At 37.5% G+C, this 26,286-nt stretch carries 21 protein-coding genes; 6 read left to right on the forward strand and 15 right to left on the reverse strand.

Annotated elements, in window-relative coordinates; all coding sequences use genetic code 11:
* Positions 1 to 196 precede the first annotated feature (196 nt).
* A complete protein-coding gene (locus tag P20429_RS03130) occupies positions 197 to 964 on the reverse strand; it encodes an IclR family transcriptional regulator (RefSeq protein WP_007586168.1) in 768 nt (255 codons plus the stop codon).
* A gap of 235 nt (positions 965 to 1,199) precedes the next feature.
* On the opposite strand from P20429_RS03130, the gene P20429_RS03125 reads away from it, so the two are divergent.
* Both P20429_RS03125 and P20429_RS03120 read left to right on the forward strand, forming a co-directional pair.
* Complete coding sequence (locus tag P20429_RS03125; RefSeq protein WP_007586170.1) at positions 1,200 to 1,973, forward strand: phytanoyl-CoA dioxygenase family protein; 774 nt, start codon at positions 1,200 to 1,202, stop codon at positions 1,971 to 1,973.
* A 77-nt stretch (positions 1,974 to 2,050) separates the two neighbouring features.
* On the forward strand, positions 2,051 to 3,154 hold the full coding sequence (locus tag P20429_RS03120) for a hypothetical protein (RefSeq protein WP_007586172.1): 1,104 nt from the start codon (positions 2,051 to 2,053) through the stop codon (positions 3,152 to 3,154).
* A gap of 234 nt (positions 3,155 to 3,388) precedes the next feature.
* On the opposite strand, the gene P20429_RS03115 is transcribed toward P20429_RS03120, so the two are convergent.
* On the reverse strand, positions 3,389 to 5,854 hold the full coding sequence (locus P20429_RS03115; protein WP_007586175.1) for a ricin-type beta-trefoil lectin domain protein: 2,466 nt from the start codon (positions 5,852 to 5,854) through the stop codon (positions 3,389 to 3,391).
* 565 nt (positions 5,855 to 6,419) lie between these two features.
* On the opposite strand from P20429_RS03115, the gene P20429_RS03110 reads away from it, so the two are divergent.
* Positions 6,420 to 7,316 (forward strand): alpha/beta fold hydrolase, encoded by an 897-nt coding sequence (locus tag P20429_RS03110; protein ID WP_007586176.1) that lies wholly within the window; start codon positions 6,420 to 6,422, stop codon positions 7,314 to 7,316.
* Between the two features lie 136 nt (positions 7,317 to 7,452).
* Here the strand turns inward: P20429_RS03110 and P20429_RS03105 are convergent, their stop codons facing one another.
* The gene (locus tag P20429_RS03105; protein ID WP_007586178.1) at positions 7,453 to 7,881 is read right to left on the reverse strand and encodes a hypothetical protein; all 429 of its coding nucleotides are present in this window, start codon (positions 7,879 to 7,881) and stop codon (positions 7,453 to 7,455) included.
* Positions 7,882 to 8,544: 663 nt separating this feature from the next.
* Between P20429_RS03105 and P20429_RS03100 the strand changes: the two genes are divergently transcribed.
* Entirely contained in the window at positions 8,545 to 8,931 is a 387-nt protein-coding gene (locus P20429_RS03100) for a YkgJ family cysteine cluster protein (protein ID WP_007586180.1), read from the forward strand.
* Between the two features lie 22 nt (positions 8,932 to 8,953).
* Here P20429_RS03100 and P20429_RS03095 read toward each other — a convergent pair whose 3' ends face one another.
* The 4 genes from P20429_RS03095 to P20429_RS03080 form a co-directional block, all read right to left on the reverse strand.
* Positions 8,954 to 9,244, reverse strand: a complete 291-nt coding sequence (locus tag P20429_RS03095) for a hypothetical protein (RefSeq protein ID WP_139047194.1) — start codon at positions 9,242 to 9,244, stop codon at positions 8,954 to 8,956.
* A gap of 198 nt (positions 9,245 to 9,442) precedes the next feature.
* Positions 9,443 to 11,365 carry a hypothetical protein gene (locus P20429_RS03090; protein WP_007586184.1) on the reverse strand — a complete coding sequence of 641 codons (1,923 nt, stop codon included), beginning with the start codon at positions 11,363 to 11,365 and terminating at the stop codon, positions 9,443 to 9,445.
* An 11-nt stretch (positions 11,366 to 11,376) separates the two neighbouring features.
* A complete protein-coding gene (locus P20429_RS03085) occupies positions 11,377 to 12,195 on the reverse strand; it encodes an alpha/beta hydrolase family protein (protein ID WP_007586185.1) in 819 nt (272 codons plus the stop codon).
* Between the two features lie 11 nt (positions 12,196 to 12,206).
* Entirely contained in the window at positions 12,207 to 13,316 is a 1,110-nt protein-coding gene (locus tag P20429_RS03080) for a Zn-dependent alcohol dehydrogenase (RefSeq protein WP_007586186.1), read from the reverse strand.
* Between the two features lie 36 nt (positions 13,317 to 13,352).
* Between P20429_RS03080 and P20429_RS03075 the strand changes: the two genes are divergently transcribed.
* Entirely contained in the window at positions 13,353 to 14,207 is an 855-nt protein-coding gene (locus tag P20429_RS03075; protein WP_231611814.1) for a helix-turn-helix transcriptional regulator, read from the forward strand.
* Here P20429_RS03075 and P20429_RS03070 read toward each other — a convergent pair.
* The 6 genes from P20429_RS03070 to P20429_RS03045 all read right to left on the reverse strand — a co-directional run bounded on the left by P20429_RS03070 (position 14,193) and on the right by P20429_RS03045 (position 22,077).
* Positions 14,193 to 15,470, reverse strand: coding sequence for an NAD(P)/FAD-dependent oxidoreductase (locus tag P20429_RS03070; RefSeq protein ID WP_007586188.1), 1,278 nt, complete (start codon positions 15,468 to 15,470; stop codon positions 14,193 to 14,195). The genes P20429_RS03075 and P20429_RS03070 overlap by 15 nt on opposite strands.
* 16 nt (positions 15,471 to 15,486) lie before the next feature.
* Entirely contained in the window at positions 15,487 to 15,795 is a 309-nt protein-coding gene (locus P20429_RS03065; protein ID WP_007586189.1) for a 2Fe-2S iron-sulfur cluster-binding protein, read from the reverse strand.
* Positions 15,796 to 15,855: 60 nt separating this feature from the next.
* A complete protein-coding gene (locus P20429_RS03060) occupies positions 15,856 to 17,028 on the reverse strand; it encodes a cytochrome P450 (protein WP_007586191.1) in 1,173 nt (390 codons plus the stop codon).
* A gap of 448 nt (positions 17,029 to 17,476) precedes the next feature.
* Positions 17,477 to 18,586 (reverse strand): mandelate racemase/muconate lactonizing enzyme family protein, encoded by a 1,110-nt coding sequence (locus tag P20429_RS03055; protein ID WP_007586195.1) that lies wholly within the window; start codon positions 18,584 to 18,586, stop codon positions 17,477 to 17,479.
* A 199-nt stretch (positions 18,587 to 18,785) separates the two neighbouring features.
* Entirely contained in the window at positions 18,786 to 19,763 is a 978-nt protein-coding gene (locus P20429_RS03050; protein WP_007586196.1) for an SMP-30/gluconolactonase/LRE family protein, read from the reverse strand.
* Entirely contained in the window at positions 19,750 to 22,077 is a 2,328-nt protein-coding gene (locus tag P20429_RS03045; protein WP_007586197.1) for a hypothetical protein, read from the reverse strand. The genes P20429_RS03050 and P20429_RS03045 overlap by 14 nt, the downstream gene beginning before the upstream one ends.
* 439 nt (positions 22,078 to 22,516) lie before the next feature.
* On the opposite strand from P20429_RS03045, the gene P20429_RS03040 reads away from it, so the two are divergent.
* Positions 22,517 to 24,886: a TonB-dependent receptor gene (locus tag P20429_RS03040; protein WP_007586199.1), complete on the forward strand. Its 2,370-nt coding sequence runs from the start codon at positions 22,517 to 22,519 to the stop codon at positions 24,884 to 24,886.
* A gap of 370 nt (positions 24,887 to 25,256) precedes the next feature.
* Here P20429_RS03040 and P20429_RS03035 read toward each other — a convergent pair whose 3' ends face one another.
* Positions 25,257 to 25,877: an FKBP-type peptidyl-prolyl cis-trans isomerase gene (locus P20429_RS03035; protein ID WP_007586200.1), complete on the reverse strand. Its 621-nt coding sequence runs from the start codon at positions 25,875 to 25,877 to the stop codon at positions 25,257 to 25,259.
* Positions 25,878 to 25,946: 69 nt separating this feature from the next.
* Positions 25,947 to 26,286: hypothetical protein (locus tag P20429_RS19890; RefSeq protein ID WP_033027104.1), on the reverse strand; the 340-nt coding region annotated here is incomplete at its 5' end.

Genomic DNA, 26,286 nt, shown 5'->3' on the forward strand with positions numbered 1-26,286 from the left:
GATGCTTATTGTCATCATAATATTGTTAACAATTAACTTTACAATAAATTAGTTTAGCTAATTAAGTCAAACAAATTGACCATTTATTTTACAGTTAGCGTTGGTTTTGTATTCGACATTGTAAGCAAGCAGTAAAGTACTGAGACTTATGCATGACTGTTGAGCGGGTTGCTCCCTACAAAAGCGCTAGTTGGTATTAGCGCTCTAATAATGAGGTTATTTTTTGGGCGGTATTTTTAAGCTCGCTAATTACACTGTGTTTATTAGCGTGAGTGTTTAGGGTTGAGTCAAAAGAAGAAATGGTCAATGCAGCTATTAAATTTGCATTAGGCCTGCCAATTAAGACACTAAAATCGTGTACTCCGGCGATAAGTGGATTGCTTTGCATTATGTGCCCTTGCACTTTGATTGTGTTTAGCTCATTTAATAATGCTTTATAGGCGTCTTTACTAGCACTGTAAATTTCATCGTGTTCGATAAGCATTTGCCGCACTTCGTCATTACTGTTGGCTAAAAGCAGTTTACCAGCGCTTGAGCTACTAAGTGGAAATAAAGCCCCCTCTGCAATACTCAAATGCATAGGGCTTTTGCTACGCGCTTGCACTACCACCATAGCTTGGCTTTGATAAAGCATACTTAGATGACATGACTGTTCAATATTTACAGCTAGATCTTCCATATGTGGCAAGGCCGATTTTAGTACATTATCCATTGGTGAAATACTTCGCGATAAATTATACAACTTTAATGACAAATGATATCGACCAGAGGTTTCAGAGCGAATTAGATAACCGCGTTTTTCAAGCCCAATAAGTACTCTATAGACTTCGTTAGGTGTTTTTAAAATACCAGCCGCTATCTCACTTTGTGTACAAGGCCTTTTATTTTTTGCTAAAAATTCTAATATATCCAACCCCTTATCTAAAGCAGGAACTGCATATTTAGTTTTTGATTTATCGTTCATTTGTACTTATTTATGCCTTTTAAAATTGATAAACAATACGTTTGTTTATATATAAATTTAAAACTTTTTTTTAGCTTGAAATTTTCAATAATAATTTAAAATCAATAACTTAATAAAACAAAATTCATTCATATATGAATTCTATATTTTTATATAAATTACGCTTGACCTAAATGCTTAACCAAGCAATCATTGTTAACAATATACAACTGTAAGAGAAAATGGAAATATATTTATGTCACACACTTATTTAACACCACAACAAATAGCTGATTTTCATCGTGATGGTTATATTATTGTCAAAAATTACTACAGCGCTGATGAAATTGAGCTATTACAACAAACTGCTTTTAATGACGATACACTCTATGAGCGAGCATGGGACAAAAAAGACGCCGACGGCGCTGTAAGTAAAGTCTGTTTATGGCAAAAAACAGGCGACGATTTATACAGTATGTTTTCTCGCGGTCGTCGCTTAATTGAAGTATGCGAAACACTTATTGGCGAAGAGGTGTACCACACCAGCACTAAAATTATGATGAAAGAACCATTTGTAGGTGGTGCCTGGGAATGGCACCAAGATTTTGGCTACTGGCATCGTGATAACTACATGCTTTATCCAAAATCAATTAGCTGTATGGTCGCCATTAATAAAGCGACGCAAGAAAATGGTTGCTTGCAAGTACTTAAAGGCTCACATCATTTGGGACGATTGGATCACAGTAAAACGGGTGACCAAAAAGGCGCCTGTTTAGAGTTTGTAGAAGAAGCAATGAAGTACCATGAACTTATCAATGTAGAACTTGAACCAGGTGATGTACTGTTTTTCCACTGTAATTTACTGCATAAATCAAATCAAAACCGTGCTGCAGAACCTCGTTGGTCAATGATCAGTGCTTACAATGCGATTAGCAACCAACCATTTAAAGAAAACGAAGCTGTTTATTATCCTTTAAAACGCGTTAACGATGATGCTATTTTAAATTTTAAAGCAAAAGAACGCACTTAAAGTAACCTTCTAGCCTAAACCAGCTTATGCATTATAGCCCAATGCATAAGCTGGTTTTTTTATATGGAAAATTCTGTATGTTAACCTCAGAGCAAAAACACCTTATACCTCACGCTACTCCTAAAAATGACGAAGACCCGCACGGGAAAATAATTGGCCAAGGTCAATTTAAATACAAAATAGACGCCCACTGGGGGAAGTTAAACCCCAATAAATACCCTATAGAAAATTGTCATGCGATGGTGATGGACTCACAAGGGAGAATATTTATGATCACCGATAACACGACTAATAATATTTTAGTGTATAGCCAAAACGGTGAATTACTTGACGCTTTTGGAAGCTCTTTTCCTGGTGGACACGCTATAAAAATTGTAAAAGAAGGCGAGCAAGAATTTTTATACGTTGTAGATAGTGGCTGGATTGTTAATCGCCACTGGGATGGTCACAGCACAGAGCAATGGGATAGCCCTACTAACAATGTCATTCCACAGGCTGGCTTTATTTCCAAAATGACCTTAGATGGCAAACTGATTTACAGTATTGGCCATCCACAAACGTGCGGTGCTTATAAACCCGAGCAACCTTTTCGCCCTACTGATATTGCCATTGCCCCCAATGGGGACTTATATGTAACCGATGGTTATGGCAGCGACTTTTTACTGCATTATGATAAACAAGGCCGCTATATAAACCATTGGGGCGGTCACCATAATGATGACGAAAATTACAATTTACACAACACCCACGGTATTGAAGTAGACTTACGCGATCCATCAAATCCCACATTAATAGTAAGCTCTCGTTTTGAGCAATGTTTAAAAGTATTTTCGTTTGATGGTAAGTACCTTGATAGAATTAGCGCTAATGGGGCATATATTGGCGGTCCCGTGTTCAAAGGCGAACTATTTTATGCACCTGTTTGCTGGTCGCATATTGACAATAAAAATGCTGACGACTCTGGCTTTATTAGTATATTTGATAAAAATAACACGCTCATAGCTAATTTAGGAGCACCGCAACCCCAGTACAAAAATGGTGAACTACAGCCGATGCAAAGTAACGGGGACATTTTTAATCACGTGCATTGTATTTGCGTAGATCAAGACGACAACTTATATGTAGGCCAGTGGAACTCCTCTAAAACATACCCAATTAAATTAATAAAACAACCATGCTAAGTTTAACGCTCTGAGAATAGTGTTTATTTTTAATAATGAGTACCTTGTACTCATTATTAAGCATAAAACTCACAGGCTTAACAGCAAAAATACACCTAAAGCCATTCCTCGCATATTTAGTATTAGTTTATTTGTATTGTGTTAGGCAGTTGTAGCGATACAAATAAAAAACTGCGAAGCTATCATATAGATAAACCCGCAGTTTGTTTATTACTAAACCTTTATTACACGTTTTTAGCGAGTAATACGTTTACTCATTTTAAAGTTTTGTAATGTTAGTGAACTAACTGCACCACCGCTGTCAGGGAATGTAACTTCAATATTGTTAGTTTTTTTAATGTTATTATATGGCACTGGAATTTCAATAACACCAAAGAAACGCTCACGTCCAAGGCCACCATTTTTTTGATCATATCCTCTAAAATCAGTAGGAATAGCGACTCTATTACCATTAACAGTCACAACTGGCGTTAACGACTTTCCATGAGGGCGGCCAACACCTAAGCGCAATGTAGCCTCGCCATTAGCCCCTTTATCTACATTGTTAATAGTAAAGAACTGGGTCGCGTTGGCTGCAATATTTTTAACTACTGCACTTGCGTAATGCTTAGACTCTTGATTGATATTGTTAATAGCAACATTATTTTGGTGACTCACTTTAATTATCATGGTTGATTCAGAGCCCAATACAACAGAGCTTGGGAGCGTTGTTCTGTTGCTGTTATCCAATATTGGTTTTCCTTGAGCATTAGGATATAAGTGCTTAATATTTACACTCGTTACGGCGTTAGAACCCTTACCTAAAACACTTAAATCGATATCAGTCGGTGAAAATTCAAGGCTGTTTAATATCAAATAAACATCTTTGCCATCAACATACGCGTCAGCTTGAATATCCATATCGCTTGCCCAGCTATCAATTCGCGTCCCTTTTATGTCAGACCATAACTGGTAAAACTTAACCATTTCTGTGTAAACCCATTGCTCGCCGGTTTCGCCTTCACCTTCTTTAGCTTGACGCAGTAAACGCCAGTAGTAGGGAATAGTGTCGCTAATACGGCCCCATTCTGCTTTTAATGGAATAAACGGAATGGCTTTATCAATACGGTTTGGCCTTTCCATAAAGCTCATAAGCATAGAGCTCATTGCCTTTAGACATAACCAGTCACGTTGCGGAGTCCATTTAGTACCAAATGAGCCTTGTAATTGAGAGCCATATTCGGAAATAACTAACGGTTTAATACTACCCCACTTATAAGCCATATATTGCTCAACCATATCAAGGGTCGCTTCCATATTGCTGCCTTTTCTGTACTGTATTTGATGCTGACCACCAGGACCACCTGGGAAATTTGGAAAGTCATATAAGTGCATCGAAATAAAGTCCATTTTATTTCCTGCAATATCTAAAAATGCCTTGTCGCGTTGCTTCCAGTTATCGAAAAATTGTGACCCTTTTTCATAATCAGGAAACGCCACCGTAAACCCCCCTACTTTTACATCATTCAGTGAAGGGTTAGCATTAATTACATCAGCAACTGAGTTATGCAATCTAAAAATGTCATAGAGGCTCTCTTTATCATAGCCATTATGCGGAAAGTCGTGCAGTTCAAATAGTGGCTCGTTCATTACCTCAACATACGTTGGGCGCTTTTGACCAAGGCTGTCAGATGTGCCTGCTTTAAAGTACTTTTGTAAAAACTGCGCCATGTAGTCGCCCAGGGCTGTACCTAGTGGTTCACCTGCTGTATCTGTTTGCGAGAAAGACCAATTTTGATTACCAATTTTAGTACCATCAGGGTAATAAGGGTGTTGCTGTGCGGCGACAATTAAATCACTGTTACGCCCTTCATGCTTTCGCATTGTTTTAGCTTGAGCTGTTGTAATATTGGTGTAATTCCATTTAACTCCGCCACCATTTGTTGTTGCGGTTGCCGCGCTTGCATAACCTGGTTTTGCTGAATCTTCTGGTAATTGTGTTAGTTGATATTTCATGTTACCCGTATCACGACCAAAGTACACATCGTAATCTTCTAAAAAATGCGTCATTAAATCAGGATCTGCATTAGGCGCATTTAAGCTTTGAGCATTATTTCCAAACCAGTCACTTTCGGTATTTGATGAATGTAACGTAATAAATTTACGACGGTCGAAGCTATCAAACTGTCCTACGGCATGTTTTGTATCAATATTAAATTGTACCTTAACTTTATCGTTACTAACGCTTGCACCGCTGCTTGCTTGTTGCTCAACAACAAACTTATTTTGATTTGCACCACACTGCGATCTAACAACTAAGTTACTACCATTTGATATGTTAGTTGGTTGAACACATTTACCTCCCGATACATGCTTAATGGCGTTTGCGGATGTTTTAGTAAATTTAACTCGATTATCAAAATCGCAACCCGACCACAATACAAGTTGCTGTCCATCCGCCGGATTTACTAACCCGCCAGGATGAATGCATAAACCTGACTTATCGTGTTTTATACTCCCACCAGATGTCCAACTAAACCTAGCTGCGTCGCCACTACAATTATTATTTAATATTACTTGAGTACCATTTACTGCATTGCCTGCGGTTCTAAAACACATTTGCGACGACGTTTGTTTAATAACTGTGCCAGCGTGTGCATTAAAAACGCTTGAAAGTAGTAGCGCGGACGAAACCGCACAATATAATGAGCTTTTTTTCATTTTTGTTACCTATCTTGGTGTGAAAATTAATCCTTTGTGTAAAGGCATTGAGTACACAACCAATATAATGTTAACAATTAACTATTTACAACATAAAATTAACTCTTTATTTAAATTCCACACTTTAGTATCAATATCCGGCACGTTTATTTAAAGCTTAAATGAACAGCCTGAACACACCATTTACAGTTAAAAATAATATCAACTTGTAATGCCTGCGACAAAAAATCATAACTACCTGTTATAAAATGTATTTAATTTGTCAGTATTCAGAAAGTATATTTTTTGAAATATATTTTTAACTACAGATCAGAATAGTTATTTTAGAGGTTGTAGAGTTAACAGCTATTATATTTTACCCTTAAGTATTTAAGGGATTTGTAGGCTTCAATGAATGTAATTATCAAAAAGGCAGGTCTAATTAGTTAATAAAGCAGTATTATCAAACACATTAACGAGTTTACTTATGCCCTATAATTTACAAAAACTAATCATAATAAAACTAGCTCACTTACTTTCACTTCTCGTCTTTTCATTAGTTATCTTATACTTGGTTAGCGCAAAAGTGCATGCCGTTGATGCTGTATGGCCGTCAAAAACGACATACAAATATGCAAACGTAAACGGTAAAAAAATATTTTACCGAGAAGCTGGCACGCAACATAAGCAAACCATTGTACTTTTACATGGATATCCGTCCTCTTCACATAGTTATCGTGAGCTAATTCCGCTTTTATCAGGGCGTTATCATGTAATTGCACCCGATTATTTAGGCTCAGGATACAGCGAACGCCCAAACCCAGAAACTCAAAAATATACTTTTGAATTACTAGCTCAATACGTTGAAGGGTTACTCACAACGCTTAAAGTAAAGCGCTACAGCCTATATATACAAGATTTTGGAGCACCTGTAGGCTTTAGAATGTTGTTAAATAATCCTAATAAACTTGATGCACTTATTGTACAAAATGGTAATGCGTATTTAGAGGGGCTAACCCTACTGAGGCAAGCATTTTTTAAAGCCGCGAATGAAGATAGTTCGAAAGCTCAGCAAGATAAAATTTATTCGTTCACGTCTGAACAAGCCATTATTAATAAGCAGTATTTACGAGACGTACAAAGTAACCCAGAAGTGATGAGCCCAGATAGCTGGACGCACGATCTTCACTTTTTACAAACCAAAGCCGATAGAGTAATTCAAGTGCAATTGCTACAAGATTACTACAACAACCTTCTCGACTATCCAAAGTGGCAAGCTTATTTACGCAAGTACCAACCACCAACGTTAATTGTATGGGGTAAAAACGACCCTGCGTTTATAGCCGAAGGCGCTAAAGCATACTTAAAAGATGTACCGAACGCTGAACTCTATTTACTCGATTCAGGGCACTTTAGCGTTGAAGAAAAACCAGTAGAAATTGCAAAGTACATTATCGATTTTATGAATAAGCTAGCTCAATAGTAAGCCTTTTATTTTGGTTTAGTATTTATAGCGAACATAAAAAAACGCTGAGGGTATAAACCATCAGCGCTTTATTAAGCTCAAGCTAAATCCACAAAAATCACATTTAATATGGATAAGTTATACTTTTATGTATTTAACCTTCTTCTTCAATAAGCGACTCTAGTAGGTCGTGTATTTCAGCTTTAAGCTCTTTGTCTTCAATTTTATTGGCGCTGACTTTAGCATTTTGAAGGTTTTTAATAGCTTCATCTTTTTGGCCAAGCTCAAGCTGTAATGTAGCCATTGAAAAAGAAACCGACGACATGTGATCTTTGTTATTAATCGCAATCGACTTTTCTAATGCTTTTTCGTAAGTAGTAATTGCCTCTTCTAACTCTTCGGTAAAATCAGCTAAAGTTTCCCATTGTACAGGGTGATCTTTTGAGGTGTTTTCGTTTTCAATACAAATAGCTTTTAATTGAGCAAATAACGACTCAAACTTTTCACGGTTATTTTTGTTAGCCGCCGCCATTAAATCTTCTGCTAGATCATGTACCGCTTTATATACTTTTGTATTCATCATCACTGGTTATCCTTTAATGCAGCTAAACTCATTTACTCACTCAATTTAGCTAAAATGTATCATTACAGTCATTATAAAACGTATTTAAACAACTGATTTATTTAATTTGGTGTATAGCGTAATAATACATTAATAATGAACATCGCGTAGGCGTTAAACACTCTGAGATTAAACTTTATCGCAATTACTCTTGGTAAACTTATACGCTGAATAAACTTGCAACCCAATCCAACGTAAAAATGGTCGTAAAGACTTTAAGTGCAATGACAACTAAAAATAATAGGATGATTGCCACTTTAGCTTTGCTACTTTTAAGATTGTTCCAATACAATAGCTTTGCATTAAATTCTGTTTTTAACTTAGTGACAGCCTCCTTCATAATAACGCCCTGCTTAGGTATCTGCGCTCAGCAACATTTAACAATCACACAGTTGCTCAAGCGGGGTTTGTAATATTTTTCGCTACCTTTAGAGTAAACCATTAAATAAAGCCTGTACTATATAAAATGTAACAAAGGGTTTTAACTTAAGTTATTGTATCTAACTATTGTTTACACACCCAAAAATTAAAGGATGGGTAAATTCAGTAGAGCGTTAATAATAAATTTGGTGCTACACTAATAACTAACTTAAACTCGTTAACAGCCAACCAAATTAGCAAATTATGAAAGAATGCAACCAGTGTGGTAAATGCTGTATTAAATATGGCGGCGGCGATTTAAGCGCAACGAAAGAGGAAATAGATTTATGGGAGCTCTTTAACCCCGAAATTTATGAATACGTTAAAAACAACGAAATTTGGTTTGACCCAAAAACAGGCTTAAGACTTCAAGTGTGCCCATTTTTAGAAATTGCGCCTAAAAAAGATCCTCTCGCTAAAAATATGTATACCTGCAGTATTTACCTCGACCGCCCAGAGGACTGTCGCCACTACCCAAGCCTCATTCCTGAAATGATCAGAGACGAATGCGAAATGATTGAACCTATCGACATAAAAAATCAAACCAGGGCTCAACATAAACTAGATATACTTATGATTGATAGTCGGTAACTCACTTTTAAACTGCGACAGGTTATTGGTTATTTTTTTTATTTTTAAATAAGAGTAAACGTGTATACCAACAACCTATAGCCACAACAATAGAGCCAAAGCAAATTACAAATAAGGGTATTATAGGCTCATTCCATCCCATTGGAATAATTATAATAAATGGAGTTACACTCGCTAAAAAAACCATAGGTAAATTAAAAACATTAAATTTTTTTAATAAAATTGATATTGGTACCCCATAAACAAGTAGTGCGGGATAAACATAAAATAAGCTTCCGCCAACCATTAAGGCATCTGTTTTCTTTTCGGCCAATAGCACAAGTAAATATAATACACATAAAGATCAATCACTAATGCATACGAATTATGCCATCTATTTTTAAAATTTAATAAGACTTCTGTGATAATTAAAGATTGTCTATGAATTTAAAAAGCGGACGAATAACAACTAAGGCCACTAATAATTAGTGACCTTGCTTTTTATATCATAACAAATAGTTAGTTTTTTAAATTAAATATCATCACTGTACTCAAACGCTTGGAGCGTCACGCTGCTAACAAATCCGCCATCATCTGGGTATGTAACTAATATCGTATTATTGGTTTTTAACAGCTCGTTTGGTACTTCGATTTCAAGCATACTAAATACTTGTGGGCGAAATACTTGCTCATCACCGGCATAATCGGTTGGTACAGTAACTAAAGTGCCATTTACTTTGACGATAGGTTGTTGAGCTAAATCATGCTCTCTACCAAAACTTAAACGCAATATACCTTTACCATATTCACTTGTTTTTACATCGTTAATGTTAAATTTAAGCGCTGTATTGGCTTTAATTGCCTGTTTGTAGGTTGTTGCATAGTATTTATGCTCGTCAGACTCAGCAATAATTTTTATATTGTCGCTGAACGTATATTCAATAATTACTGTGGCTTCTGCGCCTATGTTAATGCTTTTTGGTAACTCATTTTTTACACCAATATTTTGTGATGTTGTTGTAAGTGTTGGCTCACCATTAGCAAAGTGCAAGTGCTTAATTTTAATGTTATTAATCGGATTGCTTGGTAGCTCTATTAAATTTAGCAAGGCGCTATTAGCACTTGTTTCTAAATTACTGATAATTACATATGCTTTGTTATTGTTTACATAACTATCTACTAGTAAGTCGGCTTCGTTTGATTCAGTATTAACACGTGTGCCATTTACATCTGACCACAATTGATAAAATTTAATAATGTCGGTGAATACATATTCATCGCCTGTTTCACCTGTTTTTTCGTCATTGTGGCGTAGTAAGCGCCAAGCATAATCGCGTCCCTCATTACCACTCCACTCTGCTTTTGCTAAACTAAATGGAATGGCTTTAAGTATGAGATTAGGTTTAGCCATAAATTGCATCATCATAGGGCTAAACGATTTCATAGTTTGCCAGTCATTTATTGCAGTCCATGGCGTTGCTTCTGTTTTATGGTCACGCCCGCCGTATTCCGAAATCATGAAAGGTTTTACCTTACCTAGTTTAAGCTTTTCGTATTGCTCCATCATATCCATAGTGGCTTCTATACGGGCTCCTTTAAAGTTAGCAACGCCTTTATCGCGGTTTAAGTAGCCAAAGTCATAAAGGTGAATCGAAAAATAATCCATGTATTCACCGCTGGTATCTAAAAATAGCTTCATTCGCTCATCCCAACGATTGAAATTGTTATCGTCAAACCATGGAAAGGCAGTGGTGTACCCACCAATCTTAATACTTGTATTAACTTTTCGTATGCCTTGGGCTACTTCGTTATGAAAAATAAATGTATCGATAGGCTTACCGTGATGTACATCAACAAGTTCGTAAAGTGGCTCATTAAGTATTTCAAGGTATTGTGGGCGTGCTGGGCCTTTGTTCGGTCCTTGGTTGTCATTTCGATAAAATTCATTTACAAAATGTCCCATGTATTGACCCACGGCATCGGTATTAGCAAAGCTCCATTCGCCTTTGCCTTTATGATTACCAATCCAAAACTGATTAATTTGCCCGCCTATCATTACATGGGCTCTATTGTCGTATTTATGAAGCTTCGACAACGTTTTACCATAATAATCTTCGCGAGCAGTTTTGCCATAAGCAGCGATACTCTCAGGGCTTGCGTACCCTAGATTATTTGGGTTTTGCTCAACTTGAGTCGCGTAATACGGCATAGAGCCGTTATCACGACCAAAGTACACATCAAGGTCGTTAAGTAAGTAGTCGAGCTTATCTTCTTCCCCCTTCCAATCGGTTGTTGTTAGCATCGAGTGCATAACAATATATTTGCTTCTATCAAAGGTTGATAGGCCGTCAATACTTCGCTTTACGTTTAAATTTACGGATACTTCTGGCTGTGCGACTAAATTGCATGATGCAGTACATGCAAATGCAATTAAAAGTGAGCTAATGACTTTCATGGGTTATCTCCTTATTTTAATTGTGTGTGAGTTTTGCTTTCTAATTGAGCAAAAAAGATCATAGTTTTAGCTACATGTTCGTGCCAATACTCCCAGCAATGGGTGCCTGCAAAAATATCGAACGTATGAGGAACATTTTCATCAACTAGCTTTTTTGCAAGCGCAGTATTAGCACTAAAAAGTACATCGTCTTTTCCGCAATCAAATCGCAGTGGCGGTAATGTCTTTTTATTCGCGCTCAATGTTTTAAACACGTCGCCTTTGTACTTATCAGTGGTTTTTTTTAGTGGCTTTAGAGTGTGTTCATCAACAAAGTGATTAAAGTCGTCAAGCTCAGTAATTGATGAATGCGCTGATATACCGCTAAAAATAGTTGGATGCTTTGCACCTAAACATAATGCTCCATACCCTCCCATTGAAAGGCCCGTAATATAAATATTTGATGAGCTCGAGCACATTGGTTGAGTTTGAATAACAGCGCTAATCACATCATCAACTATCCATGCTTCATAATCTGCATTTTTAAGTGGCAAATACCCGCTGCCCTCGGCGTGCGCGCCATCTGATGGCATCACTAATACAAACTCGTTAAGGCCACTGCTACGAAGCTGCTGATACACTTTATGTACACCCCCTAGCTGGCTCCACACCCAGTGGCTACCATACACACCATGCAGTAATACAATCATAGGTACATTTTTATTACTGGTTGCTTCTTGGTAAATGCTTATATCACCTCGCCCTTTTAAGTGGCTGCTATACGCGGTTAGCGTTGCAAAGTTATCAGCGGTGTAGCTGCTATTTGATATTTCTAAACGATGAATTGCCATTTTATACTCCTTTAATCATCAAACACGACGACACCTTTAGCGATACGCCCTGCTAGCATGTCGTCAAAGCCTGTTTGTAACTCATCTAGCGAGTAAGTTTTTGTGACTAGCTCATCGAGCTTGAGCTTTTTTGCGTCATAAAGGTCTAGTATTTGAGCAAAGTCGCGCTTAGGATTACATTGCCCGTAGAGCGGATTTATATAAATTTTATCCCACTCAAATAGTTCGCAATCAAAATCTATTTTTTGCTCAATGCCACTCACTTGCACCGCAACGCCCGCGCTGCGTATTAATGCTAATGGCGCTGAACCAAGTGCCGGCACTGCTGTACACTCAAAGGCATAATCGGCTCCGCGACTATTTGTTAGCGCTTTAACTTCGTTTATCATGTGAACTAAATCAGGGTCATACTTTTTAGCAAGTACGGTATGTGTAGCACCAAATGCTTTAGCTTGTGTTAATCGCTCCGGTGACAAATCAATTGCTATTATTTTAGCGGCGCCTGAAATTGCAGCCCCTTGTATTGCATTTAGTCCTACGCCTCCACAGCCTAATACGGCCACTGAAGAACCTGCTTTTACTTTAGCTGCATTAACCACTGATCCATAACCGGTCATTACGCCGCAACCAACAATACTTGCACTTGGAAAAGGAATGTCACTGTGTATTTTTATAACTGCAGCAGCCTTAACGACGGTGTATTCGCTCATCGTACCTAAATGAAATGAGCGCTCTAAGCTATTGCCATTATGCTCACACGCTTGTTTACCTGCGTGTCCGCATAAACCATTGCCAGTTACGGGGCTATTTACTTCACAAATGTGTAAATTACCCTCTTGGCACTGGAAACACTCACCACACGGAATTGCCCAATTTAGTATTACTTTATCGCCGATAGTAAATTCCGTTATACCTTCGCCCAACTCAACAACGGTTCCTGCGCCTTCATGACCAATGATAAATTTTTTATTCCACGTTTTAATTGAATCCCAATCTGTATGACAAATACCTGAGGCTTTTATTTTAATTTTTACTTCGCCAGCACTTGGTTTTCCGACATTAACGGTATCGAAGAAAAAACCGCCTTTTCCATCTGCAATTGCAGCTTTTGCCTTGTACATGTAGACTCCTAAGTCTCTAAATATAAGTATTATGTTATGAAGCAACCGACAATTTACTGTGAACCGTTTTGTATAAAAGACGGTTACGATTTCGAAATTCATCATGTAAGTTATCTTCAGCACGATAGCTATTCATGTTTTATGCACTTTCATCAGGTGCATGAATTTATATTTTTTGAACAAATTGACGGCACTTATTTTTATCATCAAGGTGAATCGATTCTTTCTGATTTTGAGGCCGTTTTTACACCCGCTATGGAAACCCACGACTTTGCTTTAAATCCGCGCCCTAAATCTTGGTATATTGTGCAATTTATGCCTGAACGCCTTAATAATCAGGCCTTACAAGAATTTATAGAATTACTAAAAACTGGTTTGCATTTAAGCTTTAGCATTGAAATACAAAAAAGGATTCATAAGTTGCTCGCTTGGATGCTTAGCGAATTTAACGAAAATCCTAAAAGTAAAACCTGTGCTCAACTGTTTGATAGCTTAATCACTATGGTGTGCGAATATGGTAAAAGCAGTTTATCTAAGCAGCAAACGTCATTAAGTAGCTCAGCAAGTTTTAAAAAGCTTGCTCCGGTAATTAATGAGCTTAAAACAAATAACGGCCTTAACCTGTCACTTGAGCAAGCCGCAGCCCTTTGCCATTTATCACCTTCGTATTTTTCAAGGGTATTTAAAAAGCACTTTAGAGTGCCTTATTCCGACTACCTGATTCAGCACAAGTTATATAATGCCGCACGGTTACTCGGGCAAAGTGATGTTTCGGTGACTGATATATCTTACGATTTAAGCTTTTCTAGCCCGTCGTATTTTATTAAGCAGTTTAAACATCACTTTAAAGTGACTCCGCATCAGTATCGACAGCAGTTACGCCTGAAATAACTGAGGTTTTGCAAGTGCTATAGTCAAATTGTTCAATACCTGTTTGTTTACCTTTAAACCTTGCTTAATAGCCTGTGTGCCGAGTACATAGGCCTTTGCATAATTAACAGCTTCCACACAAAGCAGTGTGTCGTTATTAAAGTACCAAAGTGAAAATTGACCGGGAGCTTCTTGGCGCTTAATAATCTCGTTATAGCCTTGTGATAAACCTACTATTTGTAATTTATATTCGTATTGATCTGACCAAAACCAAGGGAGTGCAGGAGCTGACGTATTATTTTTAGCTAAAAACTGCGCAGCAACTTTAGCTTGGTCAACTGCGTTTTGTACCGACTCAAGTCTGATCCAACGATTATAAATTTTATTAAAATGAATAGTGCAATCACCAATTGAGTAGATATCAGGGTGTGATGTTTGGCATACGTCATTTACTTTTATGCCTTGATCAACCACCAGCTCAGCATCTGTTGCAAGTTGTGTATTTAGCCTTACACCTACGCCAATTAAAATAAAATCGGCGGGATACTCACTGCCATCACTACATTGCACATAATGTTTATTGTTTGTGTGCTTAATTTGTACAATATCTTTTGCTGTTTGCAGGTCTACCCCCTTCGCTTTGTGTAAATCAGTTAAAAAGTTAGACATAGCAGATGATGTGACTCGCGATAGTATTTTTTCTTGTTTTTCGATAACCGTTACTTTAGCGCCAAGTGCAATAAAGGATGACGCCGATTCGAGGCCGATATAACCTCCACCAATAATCACCACTTCTTTGTTAGTGCTTGCACTTAGCGCTTTTTTTATTGCTACGGCATCACTATGTGTTCGCATTGCGAAATATTGAGAGGTGCCATATTCATCTACAGTTTCACTAAGGCCTGTAATTGGAGGAATAAAAGCTGAGCAACCGGTTGCGATTACTAATTTATCAAATGCTAGATGCTTATTATTTTCAAGAGTAACTATTTTATTATCTTTATTAATTGCAATAACACGCTTACCTAAACATAAATCTATATGGCTATCTGTGTAGGATTTTTGCACCTTTAAAGGTATTGATTTTACCTCTAACGATTGCAGCGTTTTTTTAGACAGCGGTGGCCTGTGATATGGCAGTTCAGGATCGCTATCGAGTAATGTAATTTTACCCAGCCAACCTTGCTGGCGTAAGTTAAATGCAAAGTTAACGCCGCCATGGCTTGCACCAATAATAACAACGCTTTGCTGCAGTGAGTTTGGCTCTAATTGTGTGTTTTGCATAATGCTGTCCCCGCTTTTAATTGGCTACTCTGAAGGTCATGCCATCAATATTTTCAGACACCTCAATTTGGCAACATAAACGGCTGTATTGCGTTACGTTATCGTCCAGCTCTAGCATGTCGCTTTCTATCTCATCGGGTGTGCCTACTTTTTTAAAGTCATCCGGTGTTAAGTAAATATGACACGTTGCACACGAACATACACCGCCACAATCACCATCAATACCAGCAACACCATTTGCTGATGCCAGTTCCATTAGCGAGCCACTGTCGCCTTCTACTTCAACTGCATCGTTTGTTTTGGTTATAAATATTACTTTCGCCATCGTATTAATCCTCTACTTTTACTTGTTACTATATTTATTTAACTATTTTCTACGGTGTTTTTATTTTGATTTAAAGCTAACGTGCAGACTGTTAAAGCCAACCTTTCTTGAAAACTCACCGAGTTTTTCAATATTTTCATCTGCTTTTATTGCCTCTATTTGAGCAACTTTATTAGCAAGCGATAACACTAGTTGACGTAAAATTTGGCGGGCATGCGTTGCGCCCAAACAATTGTGATGGCTAAAACCAAAACTAATATGCGGGTTAACTTTTCGATCGAAGTCGACATTGTTAGGGTTTTTGAATACCTTTTCATCGCGATTAGCCGACGCCCAACATAACGAAACTCGTGTGTCGGCTTTTATAGCGTGCTCACATACACTTGTGTCTTGCGTAGCGACACGGCCCATTTGCGTAAGCGGCGAAAAATAGCGAATTAGTTCTTCTACGGCCCTGTTTAATATTTCAGGCTCATCATCAATACGCTTTAAATCGCTGATGTTTTCGCTAAAGTAGGCAATAGAGTTTGTGATCGCGTTTATAACGGTGTCGCGCCCCCCTGCAAAGGTGAGGATCATCACACCTTTTACTTCTTCTTTACTCAGCTTTTTACCGTTCGCCTGTGAATTTAAAAGCACTGAATATAAATCATCACCCGGGATTGCAATGGCGTTTTCTATTTGCTCATCAATGTAGTTGTATAGAATATTGGCTTTATCGCCATCAAGGTCACTGTCTTCACTTCTAAATACATGAATACCCCAATCTATCCATGTTTGTGCTTTATCCATTGAGGTATTAAGTAACAGCGTTAACGCTTTAGATTGAAGTGGTAAAGCAAATTGTGACACCACATCAAACGACTCTGCTTTAAAGGCGTTTTCAATAGTTTCATCAATAATGGTTTGTAAACGCGCTTGGTAACATTCATCTAATGGGCGTTTAAACCAAGGGTTTAATAATTCACGAAAGCCACCGTGCTGAGGAGGGTCTACTTCAAACGGAATTTGGCGTGTTTCACGTATTGCCACTTCTGATGGAATTACAATACGTCCAGGTTTAGCACCCGATTGAAAAACAGCACAATTATGCGCTGCTTTTCGTACATCTTTTAAGCCTAAGATCATATTTACAGGATCGTTTTGGTCATCCATTTGACCCATTCCTGTTACTTTTCGTTGCTGTGCAAACGCATCGGGAAACTCGCTAATACCAGTTACTTTTGACGTCATAATGAAACCTAATTTCTATTATTAATCTATTTTTGTTACACCATTTTAATCGCAACTTTATTATACAAATACACTGATTTTGCTTAAAAATGGTAATTTGATGCTCTTTATTGCTATTTTAAATATAAAAAAGCCAGCAATTAAAGCTGGCTTTTGACGGAGTTGTGAGAGCCCCTAACTAATTAATTTAAAATCTAGGTAATGAAGCTATTCTCGGTGTGAATTGCAACCAACAGTTTTACAGCAGACTAAGCAATTTGGGTTTGTGTAAAACAATCAATATTTGCAATGGCAATAACTATTTACCTTTATAAAAGCGTCCACAAAATCAGTACTCATAAATTAAAACTTATGACAAAGAGATTATCATTCATTCCTTGATAAATAATTTCTACACTGAATTTGTGGACACACAACAACTCTTTTCTTTTATTACTAATTTTTCTAGTTACGACTGTTTAATTAAATGTGTTCTCATTAGTTGAGGGTCAAATTCTACACCCGTCCCAATTATATCTGGCGCGCACGCTTGCCCATTTTCAAGCTTTAAAGGACGTGTTGTATATTCATCTATAGGGAATGAATGAACTTCTAAAAAACCAGCGTGAGGCTGAGATGCCAACAGTGATACATGTAGTTCATGCATGCCATGGCTACAAATAGGTAAATTATGGGTATATGCCATACTCGCTACATGTAACCACCCTGTTATGCCACCAATATTTGATGCATCTGGTTGTAAAAAACCTAATTTAGCTTGACTAATCGCATAGCCAAATTCGTGCAATGTATGTAAATTCTCACCCATTGCAAGCGGTATCGAAGTAGCTTGCGCTATACGAGCAAAGCCTTTGTAATCATCAGGTATGGTAGGTTCTTCAAACCAAGTAATGTCGTATTTTTCAATTGATTTGGCAAAACGAATAGCTTGCTCGACACTCATTGAATAATTAGCATCTACCATAAGCGTTTTATCTTCGCCAATTAGATCTCTTACTGCGGCTACGCGTTCTATGTCTTCTTTAAAGTTGGGTTTACCTACTTTAATTTTTACTGCATTAAAACCACGCTGCAGGTAACCACCTATATTATTAAGCAGCTTTTCTTGGCTAAAGTTTAAATCTATTCCACCTGCATAACATTTTGTTTGATTACAGCTACCGCCCGCGACTTGCCATAATGGCGCGTTTAAACGCTTACATTTAATATCCCACAGCGCTATATCGACTGCAGATATGGCAAAACTAAGTAAACCACCACGGCCAACATAATGAAGTTCCCACTGTAATTTGTCCCAAATTGCCATGATAGACATTGAATTTTGTCCAATTAGACCAGGCTTAATTTCATCGTTAAGAAGTGAATAAATTGCACGACCGCCTTTACCGCCAGTGTAGGTATACCCCATCCCCTCATAACCATCATGAGTTATAATATGCAGTGTAATAACTTCAAAGTGAGTGTGATCACCGTGCTTCGCATCACTTAGCACTTCAGCTAACGGAATTTGGTAATACTCGACTTTTACACTTTTAATTGTTTGTGATGATACTTTCATTAAGCCACCGAATTAGTTTACATAACACTGTTCATTGTTAACAATCTACAACAGCTAGTGATCGTTGTAAAGTCTATCTCGTTAAATAAAACGAAATTAACTTAGTTAAATATTAATGCATTCGTGTTTTAGTTTATGAAACCCCACACGCTATCACTGTGTTTAAAAAAGTTTGAAATTAGCTATAGAAAAAGCGAAGTTATTTTAAATCAAGTGCAAGTAGTTGCGTATGCGCTGTTATATAAACGCGATTTTGTGATTGATTAAACGTTAAATTAGCACTAATATTTGGCATTTCAATTTGAGCTAATAGCTCAGCGTTTTTATTAAACAGCCATAACCCGTTAGGTCCAGTTGCAAAAATAACCCCACTTTTATGTACCTTTAAACCATCCGGTAAACCTTTGTCGTGCTTAGTTACTGATGGTAATTCATAAAATAATGATTTACTTATCACTGCCCCACTATCGTTTAAATGATACTGATACCATGCGGGTTTATTTGCATTGGATGCTGCTACATATAAGGTTTTATTATCAGCTGATAATGCGACCCCATTAGGATAAATAAGATCACGATCTAGCAAGGTAAGCTCCCCTGTATTTTTAAGTGAGTATACTCCCTGAAAATTAAGCTCTTTACTTTCGTCATCTAATTGATTGGGCGAACCATAGGGGGGATCGCTAAAATAAAGCGTGCCGTCGTCATTAAAAGCACCATCATTAGGGCTGTTAAATTTTTGCGTATTGAAATGACTAACTATGTGTAAGTATTTTGATTTAGGCACACTCAATGATGCCTTCATTTTTGATATTACACGTGAGCGCGATTGTAAAAGCACAAGCTCATTTTGCTTATTCACAATTAAACCGTTTGAATAGCCGCTGTGTGCTAAATACAAACTTGCTCCTTTGCCTGGAGTGTATTTATATACCTGATGATTAGGTATATCAGAATATAATAAATACCCTCCTTGGTTAATCCAAACAGGCCCCTCTAGCCAAGCATAACCCGAGGCGAGGGTTTTAACATGGCTATTTAAGTTAAGCACTTCAAGCGCTTGCTCATTAAATATTTTGTAGGGGCCTTGCTCGAATAAAAGTGTGTTACTTTGCTTAGCAGATACACCCAAACATAAAACACACAATGCGCTTAGTATATATTTAATTTTTAGCATTGTTATACCTACGTTCATACAACGATTTATTCATGCTTTTAGCTGCATCTACAAGCGGTTTGTATGGAATATCAGCTACATTTACAAAGCCTACATTATAGTTTTCACCATCGTATGCTCGTCCGGTTAGTGGAGAGTCGATGTATTGAAACCAATGCGCACCAACAAAATATGGGTTGTCTATAACGCTATTCATGTATTTTTTATATTTAGTACCACGCTCTTGCTGAGATTGAGTATGTATAAGTCCTGGATTTAATAAACCAGAATCAAGCGCACCATTATGAAATTCACCTATAATGCTTGGCATGTTTATATCTGATAAAAACGCCCAAAAATCTTCGTTTAATCCCTCCCGGTAATAGTTATAGCTCATCACATCTACATGCGCGGCAGCGGCGGCTCTTATTTCAGGCGTCATACCCCAATCGGCAAAACGTGCCCCCATATTTAACTGATTTGGAAGGTGTTTAGCAATAGCCGCGTCTACCACGGCAAAATACTGATTAGCGTAATGAAATAACATAGTAGATAAATCTTCATTAGTTTGCTCGTTAAACTGCGTAAGTGCGACGCCTGCAGCAAACTCATCCCATGAGGCAAGGCGTATATTCCATGCTTCATTCAGTTTGCTAATTTTGCTGTACTTATTTTTCATTAAGGTAACAAATTGTGCTTTAGTCGGGCTATTTTGGGCGTTATTTTTAAGTGTATTAATAGCAATACCATAACGTGCGGCGTCAGAATTCATCATGCCCCAGCTTTTTTCGTTATCAATAAATACACCAACACACCAAGGGCTGTTTTTAACTTGTTGGGCTACTTTTGCAAGCGTTACATCAGCGCGCTCAACAAATAAGGAATCAAATGGGTCAGGTAATGGGCTCCAGTAGTCGTTGCCACTGCTTACCGTTTTAAAATTACCAATGATCCACGCATTAGCAAAATAAGGTAATTTATTAGTATGGTAATAATCTTCTTCTATCCAATTACCAAATGAAGTAAAACCCCATGAAAGCATGCGTTTCACTGTGGTGTTTTGCCACTGTTTCATTAAATTGTTATTATTGTTGGTTTGATATTTTCGCTGTAAATTAGCGCGATAAAAGCTAAACGTTTCACCTCTTTTAATTGCACCACTGTGAACTTCGCGCCTATAGCCGTAATTATCTGCTAAAGGGTTATTTTGCTCGGGTAACCAATTAAACATATCAGCTCTAAGTGCTGAGCTTTTATAGCGTGTTGGCCACGCTGACTCTGGGGCCGGGTTTAACCCAAGAGAATCCTCTGGTGTTAAATCACCAGCTTCACGCTGTTTGATATAGCTTTGATCAAAATCGTAACCGGTTATGGTTGAAGTATTTGCCATACGAACGTTATCAATGCCGGTTGAAAAAAACAGATAACCTTCTGGGTCGACTAAACTCCATTTCCCTTTGTATTTTTCGGTTCTAAAATATCCCGTTGCCTTTAATTGTGGGCCGTTTTTCCAGCCACTATATTTAGAACGTCCTTTCATTGGTGAGTTTTGTAAGTTAATTTGCTCTTTTTGAGAAATAACTTGTAGCTGCTCTGTTGAAGATACTTTGTTGGTAAAGTCTAATTTTACATTTTGCCCAAATTTATCAACTAACCCTTTAAGATAGTGAGTATCAAAATTAGTTGGTTTGATTAAGCGAACGTTATCTATTAAAAAACGTTTATCCTCAAGTAATCCCTTTACTCCAAATGATACTTTAACAATGCTACTTACATCGATATTTTTTTGTCCGCCTCTATATACTATTGGCGTATAACTGCTCTTCCAACTTGGTGGGTTTGAGCGAATACCTGAATTAACATTCAAATTTACGCCTTTTAATTCTATATAATACGTGTTTTGCGACTGAGCAGGCACAACAACACTTCGAGTTTGAAATTGTCCCGACTTGTCTATTGTCTTTATGTATAGGTGAGTAGAAACCTCATCAGGGTTTTGTATATCAAGTGCAAGGGCAAAGTTTCCTGTTGCTTGCCAATCCCATCCTTTTGGATTAATGAATTCAAAATCACTTTCTACATTAGATTTAGATTTTAATGTAACCGCTAGTTTATGGTTTCCACCTTCCTTTATTAATGTACTAAAGCCATTAATTGTATTTATATATTGGCTGTAATTATCCTGTTCAAAATCAAAAATTATATGCTCTTTTTTTAATGGAGTGGCCCCTTTAGTTGAATCTTGATCTGAAGTTTTCGCATTGTGACACCCTGCAAGTACCGATAAACAAAAAAACGAGGATGCTAATTTTACACTGTAAGGATTGAGAAACATGTTGGCCTACTATTGTGCGTGTTTAAATGTGTACTTTTGAGCAATAATTGATAGCTAAAAAGCGTTAAAACTACACAAGATAATTACACAAACAACGACATAAAACAATTAACTGTTAACAATATGATGGATTTTAGAAGTGTTTTATAATAGAGGGAGCTATTAAAAAATATAAATTATAGGTAAAAAACATAAAATTCAATACTTTAAACACTACTCTCCATAATCATTAGCAGATATTCTTTGAGGGTACTACGAGTAGATTTGTTACAGTAAAGTAGAGTTAATGCCAGATTAACTTCTATAGTAGAGCAAACAGTTTATCGGCACTTTTAGTGGTTTGAACGCAAAATACAAAGTTATACTATAACATTGTTGATTCGTTAATTTTGCGGTGTTATATTATATCACAACATAATAACCACGAACCAATATATCCATGACAAAGTTAACATTAATCTCCTCTGCTATTTTTTCTGTTTTATGTTCTCAATCAGCTTTGGCTGCAACCGTTACTGGTAAAGTAATGGATGATAAAAATCAACCAATTAAAAATGCCTCTATCCATGTGCATGGCAAAAACCAAAGCGTTAAAAGTAATGATTTAGGCGAGTTTGCTATCGATATAGATGCAAACAGCCAATTACATATTAGTAAAGACAACTACATAGACTCTCGTATTGCTGTTACCGAATCTTCAAATAATCTGTCTGTGTCACTTAAACCAACATCGGTTGAAACAGTGGTTGTTTATGCCTCTGCACTTCATAAGAACAGCCTAGAAATGATATCGCCAGTAAGCGTGCTCTCAGGTGATGAATTAAGAAATAAATCTAAACCAACACTTGGCGAAACTCTTAAAGGTTTACCAGGCGTAAATGCAAGTTACTTTGGCCCTGTATCATCAAGCCCAATTATTCGTGGTTTAGATGGCCCTCGCGTTAAAATTACACAAAATGGATTAGATGCCAGCGATGCGTCGCGTATTGGCCCAGACCACGCGACATCAAGCGACAGCCTAGCGGCAGAGCAAATTGAAGTGTTGCGCGGTCCAAGTACCCTACTTTATGGCTCTGGTGCAATTGGTGGCGTTGTAAACGTGGTTGATAACCGTATTCCTACTAGCAATATCGACGAGCTTACAGGCGCTGCTGAATACAGCCACGATACGGTGTCAAATTCAAACACCGTAGCAGCAAAACTTGAAACAGGTAATGAAGGCTTTAACTTTCATTTTGATGGTACTAAGCGCAGCGGCGATGATTACCAAACACCGACCTTTACTATTGCCGACGATGATGGCGATGTTGAAACCGAAAGCTCGGTAGAAAATACTTTTATTGATAGCGAAACACTCAACTTTGGTACCAGCTATGTTGGCGATCATTTAACGATTGGTTTTTCTTACGGTAGTATTGATACTGATTACGGTATTCCTGGGCATGAGCATCATCACGATCACGAAGGTGAAACTGAAGAAGAGCATGCAGGACATGAAGATGAAGCAGCTGAAGAGCCGGTTTACGCACATTTAGAGCAAGATCGCTGGCAAGGGCTTGTAAGTTACGCTCTTCATAATAACTGGATTGAAACCATCAACCTACGTGTTGGCTATACAGATTATTCACACAGCGAAATTGAAGATGGCGAAATTGGTACTACTTTTAAAAATAAAACGACTGAAGCACGTTTAAATGTAGAGCATAAGTTTGCTGATTGGCACGGAATGATGGGCTATCACTACAGCGATTCTGACTACGATGCAATTGGTGAAGAAGCATTTACACCCGCGAGTGTAACTACAACTAACGCATTATATTTACTAGAAGAGCGTGAATTTGGCAACGTGACAATAGAGCTTGGTGCACGTGTAGAAGATTACAAAATTGAAAGCCAAATCACGGCACACGAACATAGCCACGATGAAGTAGAAATAGATCATAGCGACGAAGAAACTATTGGATACAATAAAAGCTTTACCAATTTAAGCGCCTCTGCCGGTGCCATTTGGCAGTACAAGCCGGGTCATAGTATTGCGACAAGTATTTCTCATTCAGAACGAGCACCACTTTCGGCAGAGCTTTTATCAAATGGTTTACACATTGCAACTGGCACTTATGAGCTAGGTCTTGGTTACAACATTGAAGATAATGAAGCGCATTTTGAGCCAGAAAATATCAAGCAAGAAACTTCAACAAACCTAGATTTAAGCTTTAGGCGTTTTAGCGGTGATTTTGGTTACACCGTTAACTTTTTCTATAACGATATTAAAAACTTTTATTTCCAAGAAAATACGGGTTTAGTTTACGATGAAGAAGATGGTTTAGAATCAGCTATTGGTGCACATGACGATGCTGTTGCGGTTTATCAGTTTACAAGTAAAGACGCAGAGCTTTATGGAATTGAGTTTGACGCACATTACCAAGTAACCCCAAGCGCTATGGTTAAAGTATTTGGTGACTCAACTCGTGCAAAACTAAAAGACGACGAAGGCAATTTACCGCGCATCCCTGCCAATAAATTAGGCTCTGAGTTACAGTACGATTTAGGTGACTTACAACTAACACTGACGGGTACTCATTACTTTGATCAAAACGATGTAACTGCATTTGAAACAAAAACGGACGGCTATACGTTATTTGATGCACAAGCTAATTACCAATTAGGTTTAGGCAGTGTAGATGCACAGCTTTATATAAACGTGGATAACATTACTGATGAGTTAGGCTTTGTGCATAGCTCATTTATTAAAGATAAAGCCCCACTACCTGGCAGAAACTTCCGCTTTGGTGTTCGTGGTTATTTTTAATAATTAAAAATAGTTTTTAGTTTATATATTTACAAACCGCATTTTATTAATGCGGTTTTTTTATTTTTAGAATATATAATATCAACACGCAGTAATACTTAATCGATTTGAAGGATTAAACCTGACGCTAACTGCGTTAAGAATTGCTGATATACGACTGCATGGATGCTGGAGGTAGAGCAATGCAAGAACAATTAGTGGTAACAACTAAACAACGAAATTTTTGCCTTGTTATCGACACAATTTTCTTAGCGAAAAATAGATCACTTAATTAAGCTAATTGGTATAAAACTCTTAAATTACAAACACAAAAAAGCCGTATTCAAATTGAATACGGCTTTTTAAATTCTTAAATTAAAATTTATTTAATTTAAGAAATGATTTCGTGTAGCTCAACATCAAATACAAGCGTTGAGAAAGGTGCGATTGCAGCACCTGCGCCACGTTCACCATAAGCAAGCTCATGAGGAACGTAGATACGCCATTTAGTACCTACAGGCATCATTTGTAATGCTTCAGTCCAGCCTTTGATCACGCCACCAACTGGAAATTCAGCTGGTTGACCGCGCTCGTATGAGCTATCAAACACAGTACCGTTAATAAGTGTACCGTGGTAATCAACACGTACTGTAGACTCAGCTGTTGGCTTTTCGCCTTCGCCAGTTGCTAGTACTTCGTATTGAAGACCAGACTCAGTTACTGTGATTTCAGGACGTTTTGCGTTTTCTTCTAAGAATGAAATACCTTCTGCAGAAAGTACTTTAGACTCTTCTTCACGACGAGCTTGAATCTCTTCGTTTATTTTTTCAAATGCAGCTTGGATCTCAGGGATCTCAACTTGAAATGCGCTACCAGCGTACGCATCTTTCATGCCTTCAAATACTGAATTTAGGTTTAAGCCTTCAAAAGGATTAGACTTAAGTTGCTCACCCATTTGTAAGCCAATACCGTAACTTGCTTTTTCAGCATCTGTAGTAAAATTATCTGACATAATGTGTTTTTCACGTTTTGTTAGTTAAAAGACGCGACTATGCTATCACAAAATAAACCGCGTTTGGGGCTAGTTTTTGCTGAGTTTTAGCTTAATTAGGCCAACAATATAACTACAAAGCGGCAAACTGAATAAAATTCCAACAAGTAGAGGTATTGTTAGTAATCCTGATTCGCCAAACAGTAAAAATGGCACTACAAGCAGCCCTATACAACCAATAAAAACAGAGCCAATAACTGGCCAATGCTTATCGTATTTGGTAATAAGATGGGCAGCTAAAACATTAAAACCAACACCATAAATTAAACCGGTAATTAATGGATACTCTGGTTGAGCGTCTATAGCCATTTTTACTAATAAGCTAATAGCACTTTGATAGCAGTAACCAAATACCGTCCATAATAAAAGA

Origin of the sequence: Pseudoalteromonas sp. BSi20429, assembly GCF_000238895.1 — a bacterium.
GTDB lineage: Bacteria > Pseudomonadota > Gammaproteobacteria > Enterobacterales > Alteromonadaceae > Pseudoalteromonas > Pseudoalteromonas arctica.